Source organism: Pseudomonas sp. SDO5522_S412 (assembly GCF_054071215.1).
In genome coordinates this window covers 13658-29425 of the sequence record NZ_JBSVWQ010000064.1, presented here as the reverse complement: position 1 = coordinate 29425, position 15768 = coordinate 13658, and the positions used below count along the sequence as shown (strand labels likewise).

At 61.2% G+C, this 15768-nt stretch carries 12 protein-coding genes; 4 read left to right on the top strand and 8 right to left on the bottom strand.

Going from position 1 to position 15768, the window contains the following annotated elements:
• Positions 1 to 57 precede the first annotated feature (57 nt).
• From ACW9I6_RS15735 to ACW9I6_RS15705, 7 genes are all read right to left on the bottom strand, one after another.
• Positions 58 to 1380, bottom strand: a complete 1323-nt coding sequence (locus tag ACW9I6_RS15735) for an ABC transporter ATP-binding protein (RefSeq protein WP_008432668.1) — start codon at positions 1378 to 1380, stop codon at positions 58 to 60.
• A gap of 14 nt (positions 1381 to 1394) precedes the next feature.
• Complete coding sequence (locus ACW9I6_RS15730; protein ID WP_134325938.1) at positions 1395 to 3140, bottom strand: ABC transporter permease; 1746 nt, start codon at positions 3138 to 3140, stop codon at positions 1395 to 1397.
• A 227-nt stretch (positions 3141 to 3367) separates the two neighbouring features.
• Positions 3368 to 4096 (bottom strand): alanyl-tRNA editing protein, encoded by a 729-nt coding sequence (locus ACW9I6_RS15725; protein ID WP_003214990.1) that lies wholly within the window; start codon positions 4094 to 4096, stop codon positions 3368 to 3370.
• Positions 4097 to 4098: 2 nt separating this feature from the next.
• Complete coding sequence (locus ACW9I6_RS15720; protein ID WP_003214992.1) at positions 4099 to 5091, bottom strand: serine O-acetyltransferase; 993 nt, start codon at positions 5089 to 5091, stop codon at positions 4099 to 4101.
• Between the two features lie 22 nt (positions 5092 to 5113).
• On the bottom strand, positions 5114 to 6028 hold the full coding sequence (locus ACW9I6_RS15715; RefSeq protein WP_043225528.1) for a PLP-dependent cysteine synthase family protein: 915 nt from the start codon (positions 6026 to 6028) through the stop codon (positions 5114 to 5116).
• 24 nt (positions 6029 to 6052) lie between these two features.
• Positions 6053 to 7912: a molybdopterin-synthase adenylyltransferase MoeB gene (gene moeB, locus ACW9I6_RS15710; protein ID WP_457339519.1), complete on the bottom strand. Its 1860-nt coding sequence runs from the start codon at positions 7910 to 7912 to the stop codon at positions 6053 to 6055.
• Position 7913: 1 nt separating this feature from the next.
• Positions 7914 to 8807 carry a DMT family transporter gene (locus tag ACW9I6_RS15705; protein WP_166742189.1) on the bottom strand — a complete coding sequence of 298 codons (894 nt, stop codon included), beginning with the start codon at positions 8805 to 8807 and terminating at the stop codon, positions 7914 to 7916.
• 150 nt (positions 8808 to 8957) lie between these two features.
• On the opposite strand from ACW9I6_RS15705, the gene ACW9I6_RS15700 reads away from it, so the two are divergent.
• Positions 8958 to 10382, top strand: coding sequence for an aminotransferase-like domain-containing protein (locus ACW9I6_RS15700; RefSeq protein ID WP_102370226.1), 1425 nt, complete (start codon positions 8958 to 8960; stop codon positions 10380 to 10382).
• Positions 10383 to 10572: 190 nt separating this feature from the next.
• Here the strand turns inward: ACW9I6_RS15700 and ppsR are convergent, their stop codons facing one another.
• Positions 10573 to 11391: a posphoenolpyruvate synthetase regulatory kinase/phosphorylase PpsR gene (gene ppsR / locus ACW9I6_RS15695; RefSeq protein ID WP_003215001.1), complete on the bottom strand. Its 819-nt coding sequence runs from the start codon at positions 11389 to 11391 to the stop codon at positions 10573 to 10575.
• 178 nt (positions 11392 to 11569) lie between these two features.
• Here ppsR and ppsA point away from each other — a divergent pair, with 178 nt between their 5' ends.
• From ppsA to rraA, 3 genes are all read left to right on the top strand, one after another.
• Positions 11570 to 13945 carry a phosphoenolpyruvate synthase gene (gene ppsA / locus ACW9I6_RS15690; RefSeq protein ID WP_003215003.1) on the top strand — a complete coding sequence of 792 codons (2376 nt, stop codon included), beginning with the start codon at positions 11570 to 11572 and terminating at the stop codon, positions 13943 to 13945.
• 107 nt (positions 13946 to 14052) lie between these two features.
• A complete protein-coding gene (locus tag ACW9I6_RS15685) occupies positions 14053 to 15042 on the top strand; it encodes an alpha/beta fold hydrolase (protein ID WP_457339518.1) in 990 nt (329 codons plus the stop codon).
• Between the two features lie 222 nt (positions 15043 to 15264).
• Positions 15265 to 15756, top strand: coding sequence for a ribonuclease E activity regulator RraA (rraA, locus tag ACW9I6_RS15680; protein ID WP_003215007.1), 492 nt, complete (start codon positions 15265 to 15267; stop codon positions 15754 to 15756).
• Positions 15757 to 15768 lie beyond the last annotated feature (12 nt).

The following is a 15768-nucleotide window of genomic DNA, read 5'->3' as shown; positions in this document are numbered from 1 at the left end:
CATATATGCATTGGCTGACACTCCGCATTCGCGAGCAAGCCCGCTCCCACATTAAACCTACATGCTGCCTTCCACATCATCCAGGCTGAACGTCTCGGTATGGTCGTCATAGGAGAAAATCTCCGCATACCGTCCCCACGCCACCACGCTTTCCAGGGTCTTTTCCACAAAGGCTTCCGTCATCGAATCTTCCAGCTCCTGCTCGAAACGCACCCGTGGCGCCCGGTGGCCGCTGCGCTCAAGCAACACCTGGTGAATGCGCGCGGCCAATGGCACGTGGCGGATCAAGTGTTCGGCAAACAGGGTTTTACGCTCCTGGGTGCCGTAGTCGGCGAACAGTTTGCCGGCGTCGGTGAGGGTGATGTCGGCACCCTTGAGTTCGGCGAAGCCCAAATGCTCAAGCATCTCCGCCACCGGGAACAGATCGTCGACTTCCAGCAAACGCCGTTCGGCCACGGTCGGCAGGCCGGCGTGGCCATTGTAGGGCTCGGCGGCCAGGGTTTCGATCAGGCCAGCCATCAGGTTGGTGGAGACTTCCGGCAACAGGCTGCCCATTTTCAGCTCAGGCAAACCTCTGCTCGCGTCGGCGCTGCGGCGGTCGGTCATCAGGGCGTAGATGTCGTCGACCATTTGCCGGAAGGTCGGGTCCAGGCGGTTGCGCGGGTGGGCAAACGGCACCTTGATCTCGGCCACCACCCGGCCAGGGTTGGACGACAGCACCAGGATGCGGTCGCACATCAGCACCGCTTCTTCGATGTTGTGGGTCACGATCAGGATCGACTTGATCGGCAGCTGCTTGCCGCTCCACAGATCCAGCAGGTCGGTGCGCAGGGTTTCGGCGGTGAGTACGTCCAGCGCCGAGAACGGTTCGTCCATCAGCAGCAGGGTCGGGTTCACCACCAGCCCGCGGGCGAAACCCACGCGTTGGCGCATGCCGCCGGACAGTTCGCGCGGGTAGGCGTTTTCAAAACCGTCCAGGCCGATCAGGTCGATGGCCGCCAGGGCGCGCCTGCGGGATTCCTTGCGCTCGACCTGCAAGGCTTGCAGGCCGGCCTCGACGTTTTCCAGCACGGTCAGCCACGGGAACAGCGCGAAGGTCTGGAACACCATGGCCACGCCTTCGGCCGGGCCGGTGAGTGGCGCGCCGTTGTAGCGCACTTCGCCCGACGACGGCTGAATCAGCCCGGCGATGATGCGCAGCAAGGTCGACTTGCCCGAGCCGGACCGGCCGAGCATGCCGACAATCTCGCCTTCGTGCAGGCTCAAGTTCACGCCGCTGAGGACTTGCAGCTCGTCTTTACCTTTGCCGAACACCCGGTTCACGTTTTTCAACGAGTAGATTTCCGGAGTGTCGGCGGCATGCTCGGTATAGGTAGTCATCACAGCGAGTCCCATCAATTCAGACGAAGTTTGTTTTCAGCCATGGCGTACATCGGCCGCCACACAGCGCGGTTGAACGCCACCACGAAGATCGACATCACCACCACGCCCAGGGCGATCTTCGGGAAGTCGCCGGCCGCGGTGGTCTGGGCGATGTAGGCGCCCAGCCCGTGGGCGACCACGTTGTCGTGGCCCCAGGACACGTACTCGGACACGATACTGGCGTTCCAGGCACCCCCCGAGGCGGTAATCGCGCCGGTGACGTAGTACGGGAAAATCCCCGGCAGCATCACCTTGCGCCACCACAACCAGCCGCGAATGCGGAAGTTGGCGGCGGCTTCCTTGAAGTCATTCGGGAACGCGCTGGCTCCGGCGATCACGTTGAACAGGATGTACCACTGGGTGCCCAGCACAATCAGCGGGCTCAGCCAGATATCCGGGTTGAGGTTGTAGTGCAGGATCACGATGACGAACACCGGGAACAGCAGGTTCGCCGGGAAGGCCGCAAGGAACTGCGCCAGCGGCTGGATTTTTTCCGCAAGCGCAGGGCGCAAGCCGATCATCACGCCCAGCGGCACCCAGATCAGCGAGGCGATCAGGATCAGGCCAGCCACACGCAGCAGCGTGATGAAGCCCAGCACAAATACGTGGCCGACTTCGGCCAGGGTCACTTCGGTGCCGACGTACTGCACGATGTGGTACAGCGCATAAGCGGCCAGCAGCGCGATGAGTGCGCCCCATACCCAGTCGATCACTTTTGACGCTTTCGGGGTTTCTGCCGGCAGCGCCTTGAGTGCACCGCCCGCCAGGCTGAAGCGCTTGTTGCCAATGCGGCTGATGGCACGGGTGACAGGCCGCAGGATGCGCTGGACGATGCGCGTGCGCTGGATCAGGTTCAGCAGCCAGGATTGCGGCGCGGCACCCTGGGAGGCGGTGGTTTCCATGCGGAACTTGTCGGCCCAGGCCACCAGTGGGCGGAACAGGAACTGGTCGTACATCAGGATGACCACAATCATCGCCAGGATCACGTAGCCCACGGCGTGCAGGTCTTTCTGGGCAATCGCCAGGGCCAGGTATGAGCCCACGCCCGGCAAGGTGATGGTCTTGTCACCGACGGTAATGGCCTCGGAGGCGACCACGAAAAACCAGCCGCCGGACATGCTCATCATCATGTTCCACACCAGCCCGGGCATGGCGAAGGGCACGTCGAGCTTCCAGAACCGCTGCCAACCGGAAAGTCGCAGGTTGGTCGACACTTCCACCAGGTCATGGGGCAGCATGCGCAGCGACTGGTAGAAGCTGAACGTCATGTTCCAGGCCTGGCTGGTGAAAATCGCAAAGATGGCCGCGAACTCCGCGCCGAGCACACGCCCGGGGAACAGCAGCAGGAAGAACGTCACTGTGAACGAGATGTAACCCAGTACCGGTACCGATTGCAGGATGTCGAGCACGGGCACCAGCAGTTTCTCGGCGCGCCGGCTTTTGGCGGCCAGGGTGCCGTACAACAGGGTGAACACCAGCGCTGCAACCATCGCCGCCAGCATGCGCATCGTGGTGCGCATCGCGTATTCCGGCAGGTTGGCCGGGTCCAGCGAGATCACTTCACTCTGCAGGGTGGCGATAGGCGCCCAGGTTTCCCGCGCAGTGATGGAGAAAAACAGTAAAAAGCCGATCACCAGGGGCAGGGCGACCAAATCCCAGCGGTTGGGTAGCAAGCGCAATGTGGATGCAGGGATGTAGTGACGGAACACTCTTTTCATAGGCAGTCATTCCTGCAGCGTTCAGGTTCAGGGGCGTGATGGGAGTGAGCTTAGCTGCTGCACGAATGACCCACCGAGAAGGGCGGGCGCTGTTTTCGCGAGTCAGGGGCAACGAGGCGTTGCTGGCGGGATTGTACGTTTCTGAATGTTACAAGCGCATAAATTTGCTGTCAGTTTCCTGTACGAACGGCGACTAGGGCGTCGGCGCCCCGGTCGTCGCTCGGCGGTTATTCAAACCGCAGGATCACCCTGCGATTGTGTTTGCTCTTCTTCTCGATTTTTTCGCAGAACACCCGGCCGATTTCCTCGGTATTGGTCACATGGGTGCCGCCGCAGGGCTGGATATCGATCCCGGCGATTTCAATCACCCGTACTGCCCCCTGGATGACCGGTGGCGCCACCGCCTGGGTGCGAGTGATCTGCAGCAGGGTTGAATACTCCGAGGCGGGCATGGACAGGGTTTTCACCCCATGAGCCTGTTCGATCAAGGCATTGAGGTCACGGGTGATGGTCTCTTTGTCGAGGGTCATTTCCGGCAGGTCGAAATCCAGGCGGCCCTTGTCGGCGCCGATACTGCAACCGGTCACCGGAGCGTCGATGATCGAGCACAGGAGGTGCAGGCAGGTGTGCATTTTCATGTGCTGGTAGCGACGTTCCCAGTCCAGGCTGGCGTCTACCTGCATCCCGGCGGCCAGTTGCTCGGGGCAGTGTTCTACCTGGTGCCAGATGATCGAGCGCAGTACCGGGTCACGCACGGTGCCGGTGATGTCGACGCGGCTGCCGTCGGGCAGGATGAAATGGCCGGTGTCCCCCGGTTGGCCGCCGCCGGTGGGGTAGAACAGCGTGTGCTCCAGGGCGATTCCCTGTTCGCTGACGGCAATCACCCGCGCACTGAAGGCATTCTGGTAAGGCGCGCTGTCGAACAGCGCGAGGGTTTCCATGGTGTGCACGGACATGTTCAACCTCCGACGATCAGTGGGCTGGCTTGCAGCAGGCGACGAACCATCGCGCTCAAGCCAGGAGGAGATAGCAGGGTGATTTCAAATTCGGGCCCGGTCACTTTCAGGTTCAGCGGCAGGCGCGGCGGGTAGGCGTTGGTTTCGATGTGCCGCAGGCGGAATTGCAGGTGATGACGTTCCTTGACTGTCGGCTCCAGCAGCAGGCCGGGCAGGGGATGAAAGTCAGCGTCCAATACCGTCACCTTGTGGCTGGCGTTGACTTCGCCCACCACGTGCAGGCGTTCGTCGAGGGCAAACGCGCCGAGGTAATTGCTGTGGTCCGACTCATCGTTTTTCTGCAACTGGATCTGGTTGACCACCTTGACCTTGGTGCCGGCCGGCACGTCCTGGGTGATCACGCAGGACGGACTGATGAACACGTTGTCACCGATCAGCACGTAACCGAGCACCCGCGCGCCGGAGCCGACTTCCACGTTGTTGCCCAGCCGCGGGTGGCGCTTGCCGTCCGGGTTGTTGGCGATGCCCCGGGCGCCGAGAGTCACGCCGCAGAGGATGTAGCAGTCGTTGCCGATCTCGCAGGTTTCACCGATGACCGTGCCGTAACCGTGGTCCAGCACAAAGCGCCGGCCGATCCGCGCTGCGGGGTGAATTTCGGCGCCTGACAGGATCTTGCCCTGGTTGCTCAGCTTCAGGGCGATGGCGGAAAACACGCCGTTGTTCTTGTCCGGGAAATTCCACACCAGGTGGGCCAGGCGGTAATACAGCACGGCCTTGAACGAGGCGTAGGACTCCAGGATCAGCTCTCCGCGCCCACGGGACGCCGGGTCGCGCCAGGCATAGGCGATCAGGTCTTCGGCCACCGCCTGGGCCGCCGCCTGGATCAGCGGCGCGAGATGCGCCTCCAGCTGCTTCAACTGCGCAGGCGTAAGCGTGGTGATGAGGTGGGTGAGCAACTCATCGTGCAGTTGTTGCATGTCGATAAAGCCCCCCATGGAGGCACCCCCGCAATAGTTGTTATTCAAAACAGGGCAGATAGCTGTCGGCACTGTCGTAGACCATGGTCAGCACGACGGTGTCGGTGGGCAGCTCCGGCGCCAGCTTGGCGATGGCTACCATGTTGGCGGCCGACGACAGCCCGAGGCTGATGGCGTCGGTGCGCATGATGCGTTTGATCATGTCGAGGCATTCCTGGCGCGACACCTTGAGCATTCCGTCAATGATCGCGACGTTGAGAATGCTCGGGATCAAGCCGATCGACAGGCCCTGGATATGGTGCGGCGCATGGCGGTCGCTGAGCAGGTCGCACTCTTCCGGCTCCACCCCCATCACGCGGATCGCCGGCCAGGTGCTCTTGAGGGTTTCGCCGATGCCGGTGATATGGCCCCCGGTGCCGATGCCGCTGACGAAGTAGTCCACACGCAGCTCGCCGAAGGCGCGGATGATTTCCCGGGCGGTGGTGTCACGGTGGGTCTGCGGGTTGGCGCCGTTGCGCTGCTGGTTGAGCATCACGTAGCTGGGGTTTTCCAGCTGCAGCTCCATGCACTTTTCGCCGTGGGAATTGTTGCCCAGGCGGCTGTCCGACAGCACCACCCTGGCGCCGTACAGGCGCAGCAGTTTCTGCTTCTCGGGGCTGTAGTTGTCGGGGATCACCAGCACCACTTTGTAGCCCAGCACGTTACCGGCCATCACCAGGCCGATGCCGGTGTTGCCGCCGCTGGGCTCAATGATGGTTTGCCCTGAGCCACGAATCAGAATGCCCCGGCGCTCGGCGTCGAGGATCATGCCCAGGGCGATGCGTGCCTTGTGGCTTCCGCCGGGGTTGAGGGATTCCAGCTTGGCGTAGACCTCGATGCCGAGGTCTTCGGAAAACTGTTCCAGGCGCACGATGGGCGTTTGGCCAATGGCGTCGAGTATCGAGTTATGCAACATCAAGTAAGAGCCCATGGCCGCTGATCAGTACAAAGGCATGTCGGGTTCGACGTCGCGAACCCAGTGTTTCATGCCACCTTGCAGTACTTTGGTGTTGGCGAATCCGGCGGCCAGCAAGGTGCTGGCGGCTTGCTCCGCGCGGGTCCCGGCGTAGCAGATGAGGTAGTGCGTGTTGTCGCGGCTGAGGTTGGCGAGTTGCCCGTCGAGCTCGGCCAGCGGGATGTGCACCACCCCCGGCAACTTGCACACTTCCAGCTCGCTGGCGTCCCGCACATCCAGCAGTACGTCGGCCTTGCTGTGTTGCTCGAGCAGTTGCTTGAGCACCCGCGGCTTGATGTAGCGCTCTTCAGCCAGGGAAGGTTGGCTTGGCAGGGCGTCGGCGCAGACGGCGGGGGCGATGGTTTGGCTGTGGCGCAGTTCCGAGCAGCAAGGGCAGTCGGCGCGGCGCTTGAAGCGGATCTCGCTGAACTTCATCGCCAGCGCATCAAAGCGCATCAGCCGGCCCGAGAGTGGTTCGCCAATGCCGATCAGCAGCTTGATCGCCTCGGTGGCCTGGATCATCCCGACCACCCCGGGTAATACGCCGATGACCCCGCCGGCGCTGCAGTTGGGCGCCAGTTCCGCCGGTGGTGCCTGGGGAAACAGGCAGCGATAGCACGGCCCGCCTTTATAGTTGAGCACGCTGATCTGCCCGTCGAAGCGGTAGATGGCGCCGTACACCAACGGCTTGCCCAACTGCACGCAGGCGTCGTTGACCAGGTAGCGGGTTTCGAAATTGTCGGTGCCGTCGATCACCAGGTCATAGGCGCCCACCAGTTCCAGGGCGTTGTCGGTGTTGAAGGCGGTGTCGTAGGTGTTGATCTGGATGTGGCTGTTGAGGTCCTGCAAGCGCTGCTTGGCGGACTCGACCTTGGGCAGGCCCAGGGTGCTGTTGCCGTGGACGATCTGGCGTTGCAGGTTGCTGCTTTCCACCACGTCGAAATCCACCAGCCCCAGGGTGCCGATGCCGGCTGCCGCCAGGTACAGGCTGATGGGCGAACCGAGGCCGCCGGTGCCGATGATCAGCACGCGGGCTTTCTTCAGGTTCAACTGGCCTTCGCGGCCGACGCCGGGCAGGGTGATGTGGCGCACGTAGCGCTGCACTTCTTCGTTGCTCAGTTGGTCGACGTCCATGCCGCCGGAGGTGGCCAGCAGCACTTCGATTTTGGCTTTTTCGGGCAACCGGTCGTTGGCGTCGATCAGTTCCTCTTCGGCGGTGAACAGGAAGTGTTCCTTGAGCTGGTTGTTCTCGTAGAGCAGGTGCGCCCGCAATTGCGGGTGCTCGATGCAGAGGTTTTCAATGACTTCGCGCAATGTCGATCCGGCACCCTCGAGGGTCGATGCTGGCAGCTTGGCCACGCGGACCAGGATGTCGGGGAAAGAGACAGCGTTCATGCACAACTCCGTTTGCAGGTCGTTGAAGGGGTTTTGGGCGAAATGTTTGCCATCCCAGGCAAACAGCTTGGAACCTTGGGTCTTGCCCTGGCGAACATCCACCACCAGGTAACTTACGGGGTAGATCGGCTCGCCCATGAAGAGGGCCTTGTCCTGGTCTTCGTCGCTGAAATACGCGCCGACGTCAGGGTGGGAGTGGTAGATCACCACCACCGGGTTATCACTGCGAAACGCCTTGTTCATCATCAGCGTGTCGGCCACCGAAAAGGTGTAGCCGTTGGCGGCGCTGCGCGAATACATATCCGGGTTCTTGCTGTGCAGCTCGTTCTGGATGTTGCTGCCCAGGTACACGCTGCCATCGGCGAAAACGAAACCGCAGCATTCCTCGGGGTAGCTGCGGTCGGCGTGGGCGTAGATCTGCTCCAGTGCGCTTGGGCTCAGGACCTTCATCTCAGTTTTTCTTCGCCAGGAGCTTTTCGATGGGCAGCTTGGTGATGGCAAAGCCGGCCAGCAGGATCGCCGAATACATCATCAGGTCCCTGGAAATCTGCACGCCCTCGTACCAGGCCCCGATGATCACCGCGAACACCGGGAAGATGATGAACACGAAGGACAAAATGATCGGGCTCAGGCGCTTTAGCAGCATGAAATACACGATAAAACCGCCCACCGAGGCCACCAGCCCGAGGTAGAACAGCGCACTCCAGGACCGCAGGGTGATGTCTTCAAAGGTCGGGGTTTCAAACCACAGCCCGGCGACAAACAGCATCAACCCGGCGATGCCGATGGGCAGGGTGTTGTAGGTGATCACGCTGATGGCACTGCCTTGTTTCTTGGTAATCACGTAGCACAAGGCATGCATGATCGCCGCAGCCAGGATCGCCAGCACGCCGAAGAACTCGGCGTGGTCCAGGTGCAGGCCCTGGCTCTTGATGATCATGTACAGGCTGCCGAACCCGATGGCGATGCCGATCACCTGGGAAAAGTAGATGCGCTCGCGCAGGAACAGCGCGGAGAAAATCAGGATAAACACCGGCATGCAGCTGAACAGCAGCGCGGTGAGGCCGGACGAGACATGCATTTCGCCGTAGTTGAGCAGGTAATACGGAACGCTGAAGTAGGACAGCGTCACAAACACGAAGAACCAGCGGCTTTCCCGGGGAAACAGGATCGGCTCGCGGCGCACCCAGGCGAAACACAGGAACAGCGGAAACGCGATCAGGAACCGCAGCCCGGCGGAGGTCAGCGGTGGCACGCTTTCCACAGCGATCTTGATGCCCAGCCAGGTAGTGCCCCAGCTGAGACACACGATCAGGAACATCACACTGGTAATCAGCCCGGCCAACCACTGCTTGTGAGTTTTTGTTTTTTCAGCATTTTCGAGAACGGCGGACATTGGCATCGTGACATTGCTTCCATGAGACCGAATTGACCTCTATATTGAGTGCCATGATTCGGTGATTGAACCCGTAAAAGCACACTATTAGGGCGAATGATGGCTGTCAAAACAAATATTGACATGGTGTCAATTATGCGAGAAGGACTCTCCAACGGGCAGGGCGTGAAGTACAAGCGCCTGTCCGATGTCATGGAGCGAGGCATCCTTGAAGGCTTGATTGAACCGGGAAGAAAACTGCCGCCTCATCGGGTGCTTTCCGACAATCTGGGGGTCACCATTGGCACCATCAGCCGCGCCTACGGCGAGCTGGAACGCCTGGGGCTGGTAGTGGCGCGGGTCGGCGACGGCACTTTCGTACGCAAGCGTGGGATGGAGCGCCAGCGGGATGAAGGCTTTCGCAACTTCAGCGACGAGCCGCGACAATACTTTGATATGAGCCGCAACATGCACATCCCCGGGCAGGAGACCACGTTTCTGGCCCAGAGCTTCCAGACGCTGGCGAACAACGCCAAGTTCTTGCAGGACATCAGTGCCTACACCCCGGATGCCGGGCTGCCGCGTTACCGGGCGGCGGGTGCGCAGTGGCTGGTGCAGCGGGATTTCCACCCGATTCCCGAGCAGGTGATTTGCGTGAACGGCGGCCAACATGGGTTGCTCTGCGCAATGATGGCGCTGTTGCGAGCCGGCGATACGGTGGTGACCGAACAGTTGACCTATCCGGGGTTGATCACCGCCGCGCGCATGCTGGGCATCCGCCTGATCGGCCTGGAAATGGATGAAGAAGGGCTGCTGCCGGGGGCGCTGGATGAAGTCTGCCGCAATCACCGGGTGTCGGCGCTGTACTGCACGCCGACCATCCAGAATCCTACGACGGCGGTGCTGTCGGTCCCGCGCCGTGAGGCATTGGTGAAGGTCTGTCGGGAACACAACCTGCTGATTCTCGAGGATGAGGCCCACGGTGTGCTGGTGGAAGACCGTCCGCCGCCCCTGAGTCATTTTGCCCCGGAGCGTACGATTCTGATCAGCAGCCTGAGCAAGGCGGTATCGGCAGGCTTGCGAGTTGGGTACGTGCATGCACCGCCGGCGCTGGTCAGCCGGATTTCTGCGGCCTTGCGTTCCACCTGCTGGATGGCCACGCCGGTCACCCTGGAACTGGCGACCCAGTGGATCGAAAACGGCACGGCGGAACACCTGTTGCACCAGCAGATCCAGGAAATCAGCCGCCGCAAGGCACTGGTGGAAGGTTTGTTGATCGGGCTGGAGTACCGCACTCACCTGAACAGCCCGCACTTCTGGATCGAAGTCCCGGAGCCATGGCGCGCGTCGGAAATCGAGGCGGAGTTAAAGCAGAACAATTACCTGATCGCGACAGCCGAAGCGTTTGCCGTGGGGCAGACGGCGGTGCCGCAATTCATTCGGGCGAGCATCTGCAATACGTCGGGGGATGATCAGTTGCTGCTGGATGGGTTCGATGCGCTGGCGACGGCGCTGGGGCAGGGCGGGGGGCGGTTTCACCTGTGAACCCAACAGCTTGTTGTGAACATGACCCCTGTGGCGAGGGAGCTTGCTCCCGCTGGGCTGCGAAGCAGCCCCAAAGCCATTCACTAAATACCAGTCGTCTGGTTTGCGACTGCTGCGCAGTCGAGCGGGAGCAAGCTGCCTCGCCACAGAGGCTCCCTCGCCACACAAGCACCTTGGCCAGGGCGCGGAGTTACTTGAACCGCCGCTCCACCCCTTTCTCCACCAGAATCTTCGCCGAAATCTCTTCCACCGAAAAATGCGTGGAATTGATGTGCGCAATATTTTCCCGGCGGAACAGATTTTCCACCTCCCGCACTTCAAATTCGCACTGCGCATAGCTGGAGTAACGGCTATTGGGCTTGCGCTCGTTGCGAATCGCCGTCAGGCGGTCCGGGTCGATGGTCAGCCCGAACAGCTTGTGCTGGTGCGCGCGCAGGGCGCTCGGCAGCGTCAGGTGCTCCATGTCGTCTTCGGTCAGCGGGTAGTTGGCCGCGCGAATCCCGAACTGCATGGCCATATAAAGGCAGGTCGGCGTCTTGCCGCAGCGGGACACGCCCACCAGGATCAAATCAGCCTTGTCGTAGTAGTGGGTGCGGGCGCCGTCGTCGTTGTCGAGGGCGAAGTTCACCGCCTCGATCCGCTCCATATAGTTGGAGTTATGGCCAATGGAGTGAGATTTTCCGACAGAGTATGACGAATGTTCACTTAACTCTTGTTCCAGCGGCGCCAGGAAGGTAGAGAAGATGTCGATCATGAAACCATTGGAGGTGGCGAGGATCTCACGAATGTCCTGATTGACGATGGTGTCGAAAATGATCGGACGAAATCCGTCTTTTTCGGCCGCCAGATTGATTTGTTGTACCATGGCTCGCGCTTTATCCACGCTATCGATATAGGGTCGCGTGAATTTGCTGAAGGTAATGTTTTCGAACTGCGCCAGCAGGCTTTGACCCAGGGTTTCGGCTGTAATGCCGGTGCCGTCGGAGATAAAGAAAGCAGATCGTTTCATTTGAGCCTTGGGCCTTAAGCTGATGACGAATCTTGGATATGATAGGCGCGATTTTGCCGTCCCGCAGTGGGCCGCATTCTCACTTATTTTCCAGGTCCAGGCCACAAACGCCGGTAACCGCTCCTACTGAGCCGCCGGCGTCCTGAGCTTTTCCAACACAGAAAGTGGAGAGATCACCTTGGTAGAGTACGTAGTTTCCCTCGATAAGCTCGGCGTCCATGATGTAGAGCACGTAGGGGGCAAGAACGCATCCCTGGGCGAGATGATCAGTAATCTTGCGGGCGCCGGTGTATCGGTGCCAGGTGGTTTTGCCACCACCGCCCAGGCTTACCGTGATTTCCTCGAGTTGAGCGGCCTCAACGATCAGATCCATGCCGCCCTCGATGCGCTGGACGTCGATGACGTCAACGCCCTGGCCAAGACTGGCGCCCAGATCCGTCAATGGATCATGGAAGCCGAGTTCCCCGAGAAGCTCAACGCCGAGATCCGCACCGCGTTTGCCACGCTGTCGGCCGGTAACCCCGACATGGCTGTCGCCGTGCGCTCCTCGGCCACCGCCGAAGACCTGCCGGACGCCTCCTTTGCCGGCCAGCAAGAAACCTTCCTGAACATCCGCGGCGTGGAAAACGTGATCCGCGCAGCCAAGGAAGTGTTTGCCTCCCTCTTTAACGACCGTGCTATTTCCTACCGCGTACACCAGGGTTTCGACCACAAGCTGGTGGCCCTGTCTGCCGGTGTGCAGCGCATGGTGCGTTCGGAAACCGGCACCGCCGGCGTGATGTTCACCCTGGACACCGAATCGGGCTTCCGCGACGTGGTGTTCATCACCGGCGCCTACGGCCTCGGCGAAACCGTCGTACAAGGCGCGGTGAACCCGGACGAATTCTACGTCCACAAACACACCCTTGAAGCCGGCCGCCCGGCCATCCTGCGCCGCAACCTGGGCAGCAAGGCGATCAAGATGATCTACGGCGACGAGGCCAAGGCCGGTCGCTCGGTGAAAACCGTTGATGTCGACAAGGCCGAACGCGCGCGTTTCTGCCTGACCGACGCCGAAGTCAGCGAACTGGCCAAACAAGCGATGATCATCGAGAAGCACTACAAGTGCCCGATGGACATCGAATGGGCCAAGGACGGCGACGACGGCAAGCTGTACATCGTCCAGGCCCGCCCTGAGACCGTGAAGAGCCGCACCTCGGCCAACGTCATGGAACGCTACCTGTTGAAAGAAACCGGCACCGTGCTGGTGGAGGGCCGTGCCATCGGCCAGCGCATCGGCGCCGGCAAGGTGCGGATCATCAAGGACGTGTCCGAGATGGACAAGGTCCAGCCAGGCGACGTGCTGGTCTCCGACATGACCGACCCGGACTGGGAACCGGTGATGAAGCGCGCCAGCGCCATCGTCACCAACCGTGGCGGGCGTACCTGCCACGCGGCGATCATCGCCCGCGAGCTGGGGATTCCGGCAGTGGTCGGTTGCGGTAACGCCACCCAACTGTTGAAAGACGGCCAGGGCGTGACCGTGTCCTGCGCTGAAGGCGACACCGGCTTCATCTTCGAAGGTGAGCTGGGCTTCGATATCAAGCAAAACTCCATCGACGCCATGCCCGACCTGCCGTTCAAGATCATGATGAACGTCGGCAACCCGGACCGCGCCTTCGATTTCGCGCAATTGCCGAACGCCGGTGTGGGCCTGGCCCGCCTGGAGTTCATCATCAACCGCATGATCGGTGTGCACCCCAAGGCCCTGCTGAACTACGACGGCCTGCCGCCGGACATCAAGGAAAGCGTCGACAAGCGCATCGCCGGCTACAACGACCCGGTGGGCTTCTACGTCGAGAAGCTGGTGGAAGGCATCAGCACCCTGGCAGCGGCGTTCTACCCGAAAAAGGTCATCGTGCGCCTGTCGGACTTCAAGTCCAACGAGTACGCCAACCTGATCGGCGGCAAGCTTTACGAGCCGGAAGAAGAAAACCCGATGCTGGGCTTCCGTGGCGCCTCGCGCTACATCAGCGAAGCCTTCCGCGACTGCTTCGAGCTGGAATGCCGTGCCCTCAAGCGCGTGCGCAACGAGATGGGCCTGACCAACGTCGAAATCATGGTGCCGTTCGTGCGCACCCTGGGTGAAGCGAGCCAGGTGGTGGACCTGCTGGCTGAAAACGGCCTGTCCCGTGGCGAGAACGGCCTGCGCGTCATCATGATGTGCGAGCTGCCATCCAATGCCATCCTGGCTGAAGAATTCCTGGAGTTCTTCGACGGCTTCTCCATCGGTTCCAACGACCTGACCCAGCTGACCCTGGGCCTGGACCGCGACTCCGGGATCATCGCCCACCTGTTCGACGAGCGTAACCCTGCGGTCAAGAAGCTGCTGGCCAACGCCATCCAGGCGTGCAACAAGGCCGGCAAGTACATCGGGATCTGTGGCCAAGGCCCTTCCGATCACCCGGACCTGGCCAAGTGGCTGATGGAGCAGGGCATCGAAAGCGTCTCGCTGAACCCCGATTCCGTACTGGAAACCTGGTTCTTCCTGGCTGAAGGTCAAGCCCAGGCGTAACACGCAACACCCAAAAGTGCCGGTCAACCTTGCGGTTGGCCGGCATTTCTCATTCTGTACAGGGCGGAACTCCTTCCGGACGCCGCCCTTTTTTGTGCAAGAGCATTATGCAAAGCAGCAGCAACCTGTTTCCCGTCGCCTTGATCAGCGCTGAGCGTCGTGGCGACCTGAGTGAAGATGTGTATCGGCTGAAACCCGGCAACAGCCCTGACGGTACCGTCGAGCTGGCCGTGACCCGCCTGGGCCTGGCTGACGTCCCGGAAAACCGGGGCGTGCCGGTGGTTTTGTTGCATGGCAGTTTTTCCAACCGCCGCTTCTGGTACTCGCCCAAGGGGATCGGCCTGGGCGCCTACCTGGCGCGCGAAGGGTTTGACGTCTGGATCCCGGAAATGCGCGGTCACGGGCTGTCCCGGCGCAATCAGGACTACGCCAGGAATCGTGTCGCCGACTATGCTCGCTACGACTTGCCGGCCATTGCCGCCTTCGTGCGTGAGCAAAGCGGGCAGATTCCCCACTGGATCGGGCATTCCCTGGGTGGCACAACCCTGGCTGCGGCCTTGGGTGGGCAGCACCTTGGCGCGCCGGCAGTGGCCTCGGTGGCGCTGTTTGGCTGCCAAGTCAGTCGCACGCATTGGCCGTTGAAGTTGCCACCGGTGGAGTGGACCGGTCGCCTGCTCTTGAAACGTTTCGGCCAATTGTCCGGCGCTCGGTGGAAACGCGGCCCGGAGGACGAGCCGGCGGGTGTATTGATTGAAGCCATGCGCTGGAATGGGCTGTTCGGCCGCTTTGGCGAAGGTAAGCAGGATTGGTGGAAAGGCCTGGCCGAGGTTGACGTGCCGCTGTTGGCGGTGAGCGCCGCCGGCGATCACCAGGACCCGGACTGGGCCTGTCGCAAGCTCTTTGAGCAGGTCGGCTCCTGGCATCGCCAATACCTGTGCCTGGGGCGCCAGCAAGGGTTCAGCGGGGATTTCGGGCATGTCGAGATGCTCGTCAGCAAGGCCGCCCAGGCTGAAGTGTGGCCGCTGGTGACGCGCTGGTTGAAAAATCCGCTTACACCTTTGCTGGGGGCGCAGGCGCAGGAACTGGCAGCGGTTTGAGCGCGAGGCTCTATCAGGGGCGTTTCGCTTGTTTGCCGTAGAGGCTAAGATATGACGCGTTGGGTGGTTCTGGTCATATTCAGTCGCGCAGTGGGTCTTGCGTTGCTATCCGATGGGCCTGACTATTCGGCCCGGATTAAAGAACCTTCACGGCAAAGCGTTTCCAGATGTAAGTAAACAGTGGGATGTTTGACACCTTCTTTCACCTACAGGAGTTTCTCGATGAACCATTACCTTACCCCCGACCTGTGTGACGCCTATCCGGAGCTGGTGCAGGTGGTTGAGCCGATGTTCAGCAATTTCGGCGGCCGGGACTCCTTTGGTGGCGAGATCGTGACCATCAAGTGCTTTGAAGACAATTCCCTGGTCAAGGAACAAGCCGAGCTCAATGGGGCCGGCAAGGTGCTGGTGGTCGATGGTGGGGGTTCCCTGCGCCGCGCGTTGCTGGGCGACATGATCGCCGAGAAAGCCGCGAAAAACGGCTGGGAAGGGCTGGTGATCTACGGCTGCATCCGCGATGTCGACGTGATCGCCCAGACCGACCTGGGCGTGCAGGCCCTGGCCAGCCACCCGATGAAGACTGACAAGCGCGGTATTGGCGATTTGAACGTGGCGGTGACATTCGCCGGCGTGACCTTCCGCCCGGGCGAGTACGTGTACGCCGACAATAACGGTGTGATCGTCTCCCCTAGCCCGCTGAAGATGCCTGAATAAACAGCAGTAGCC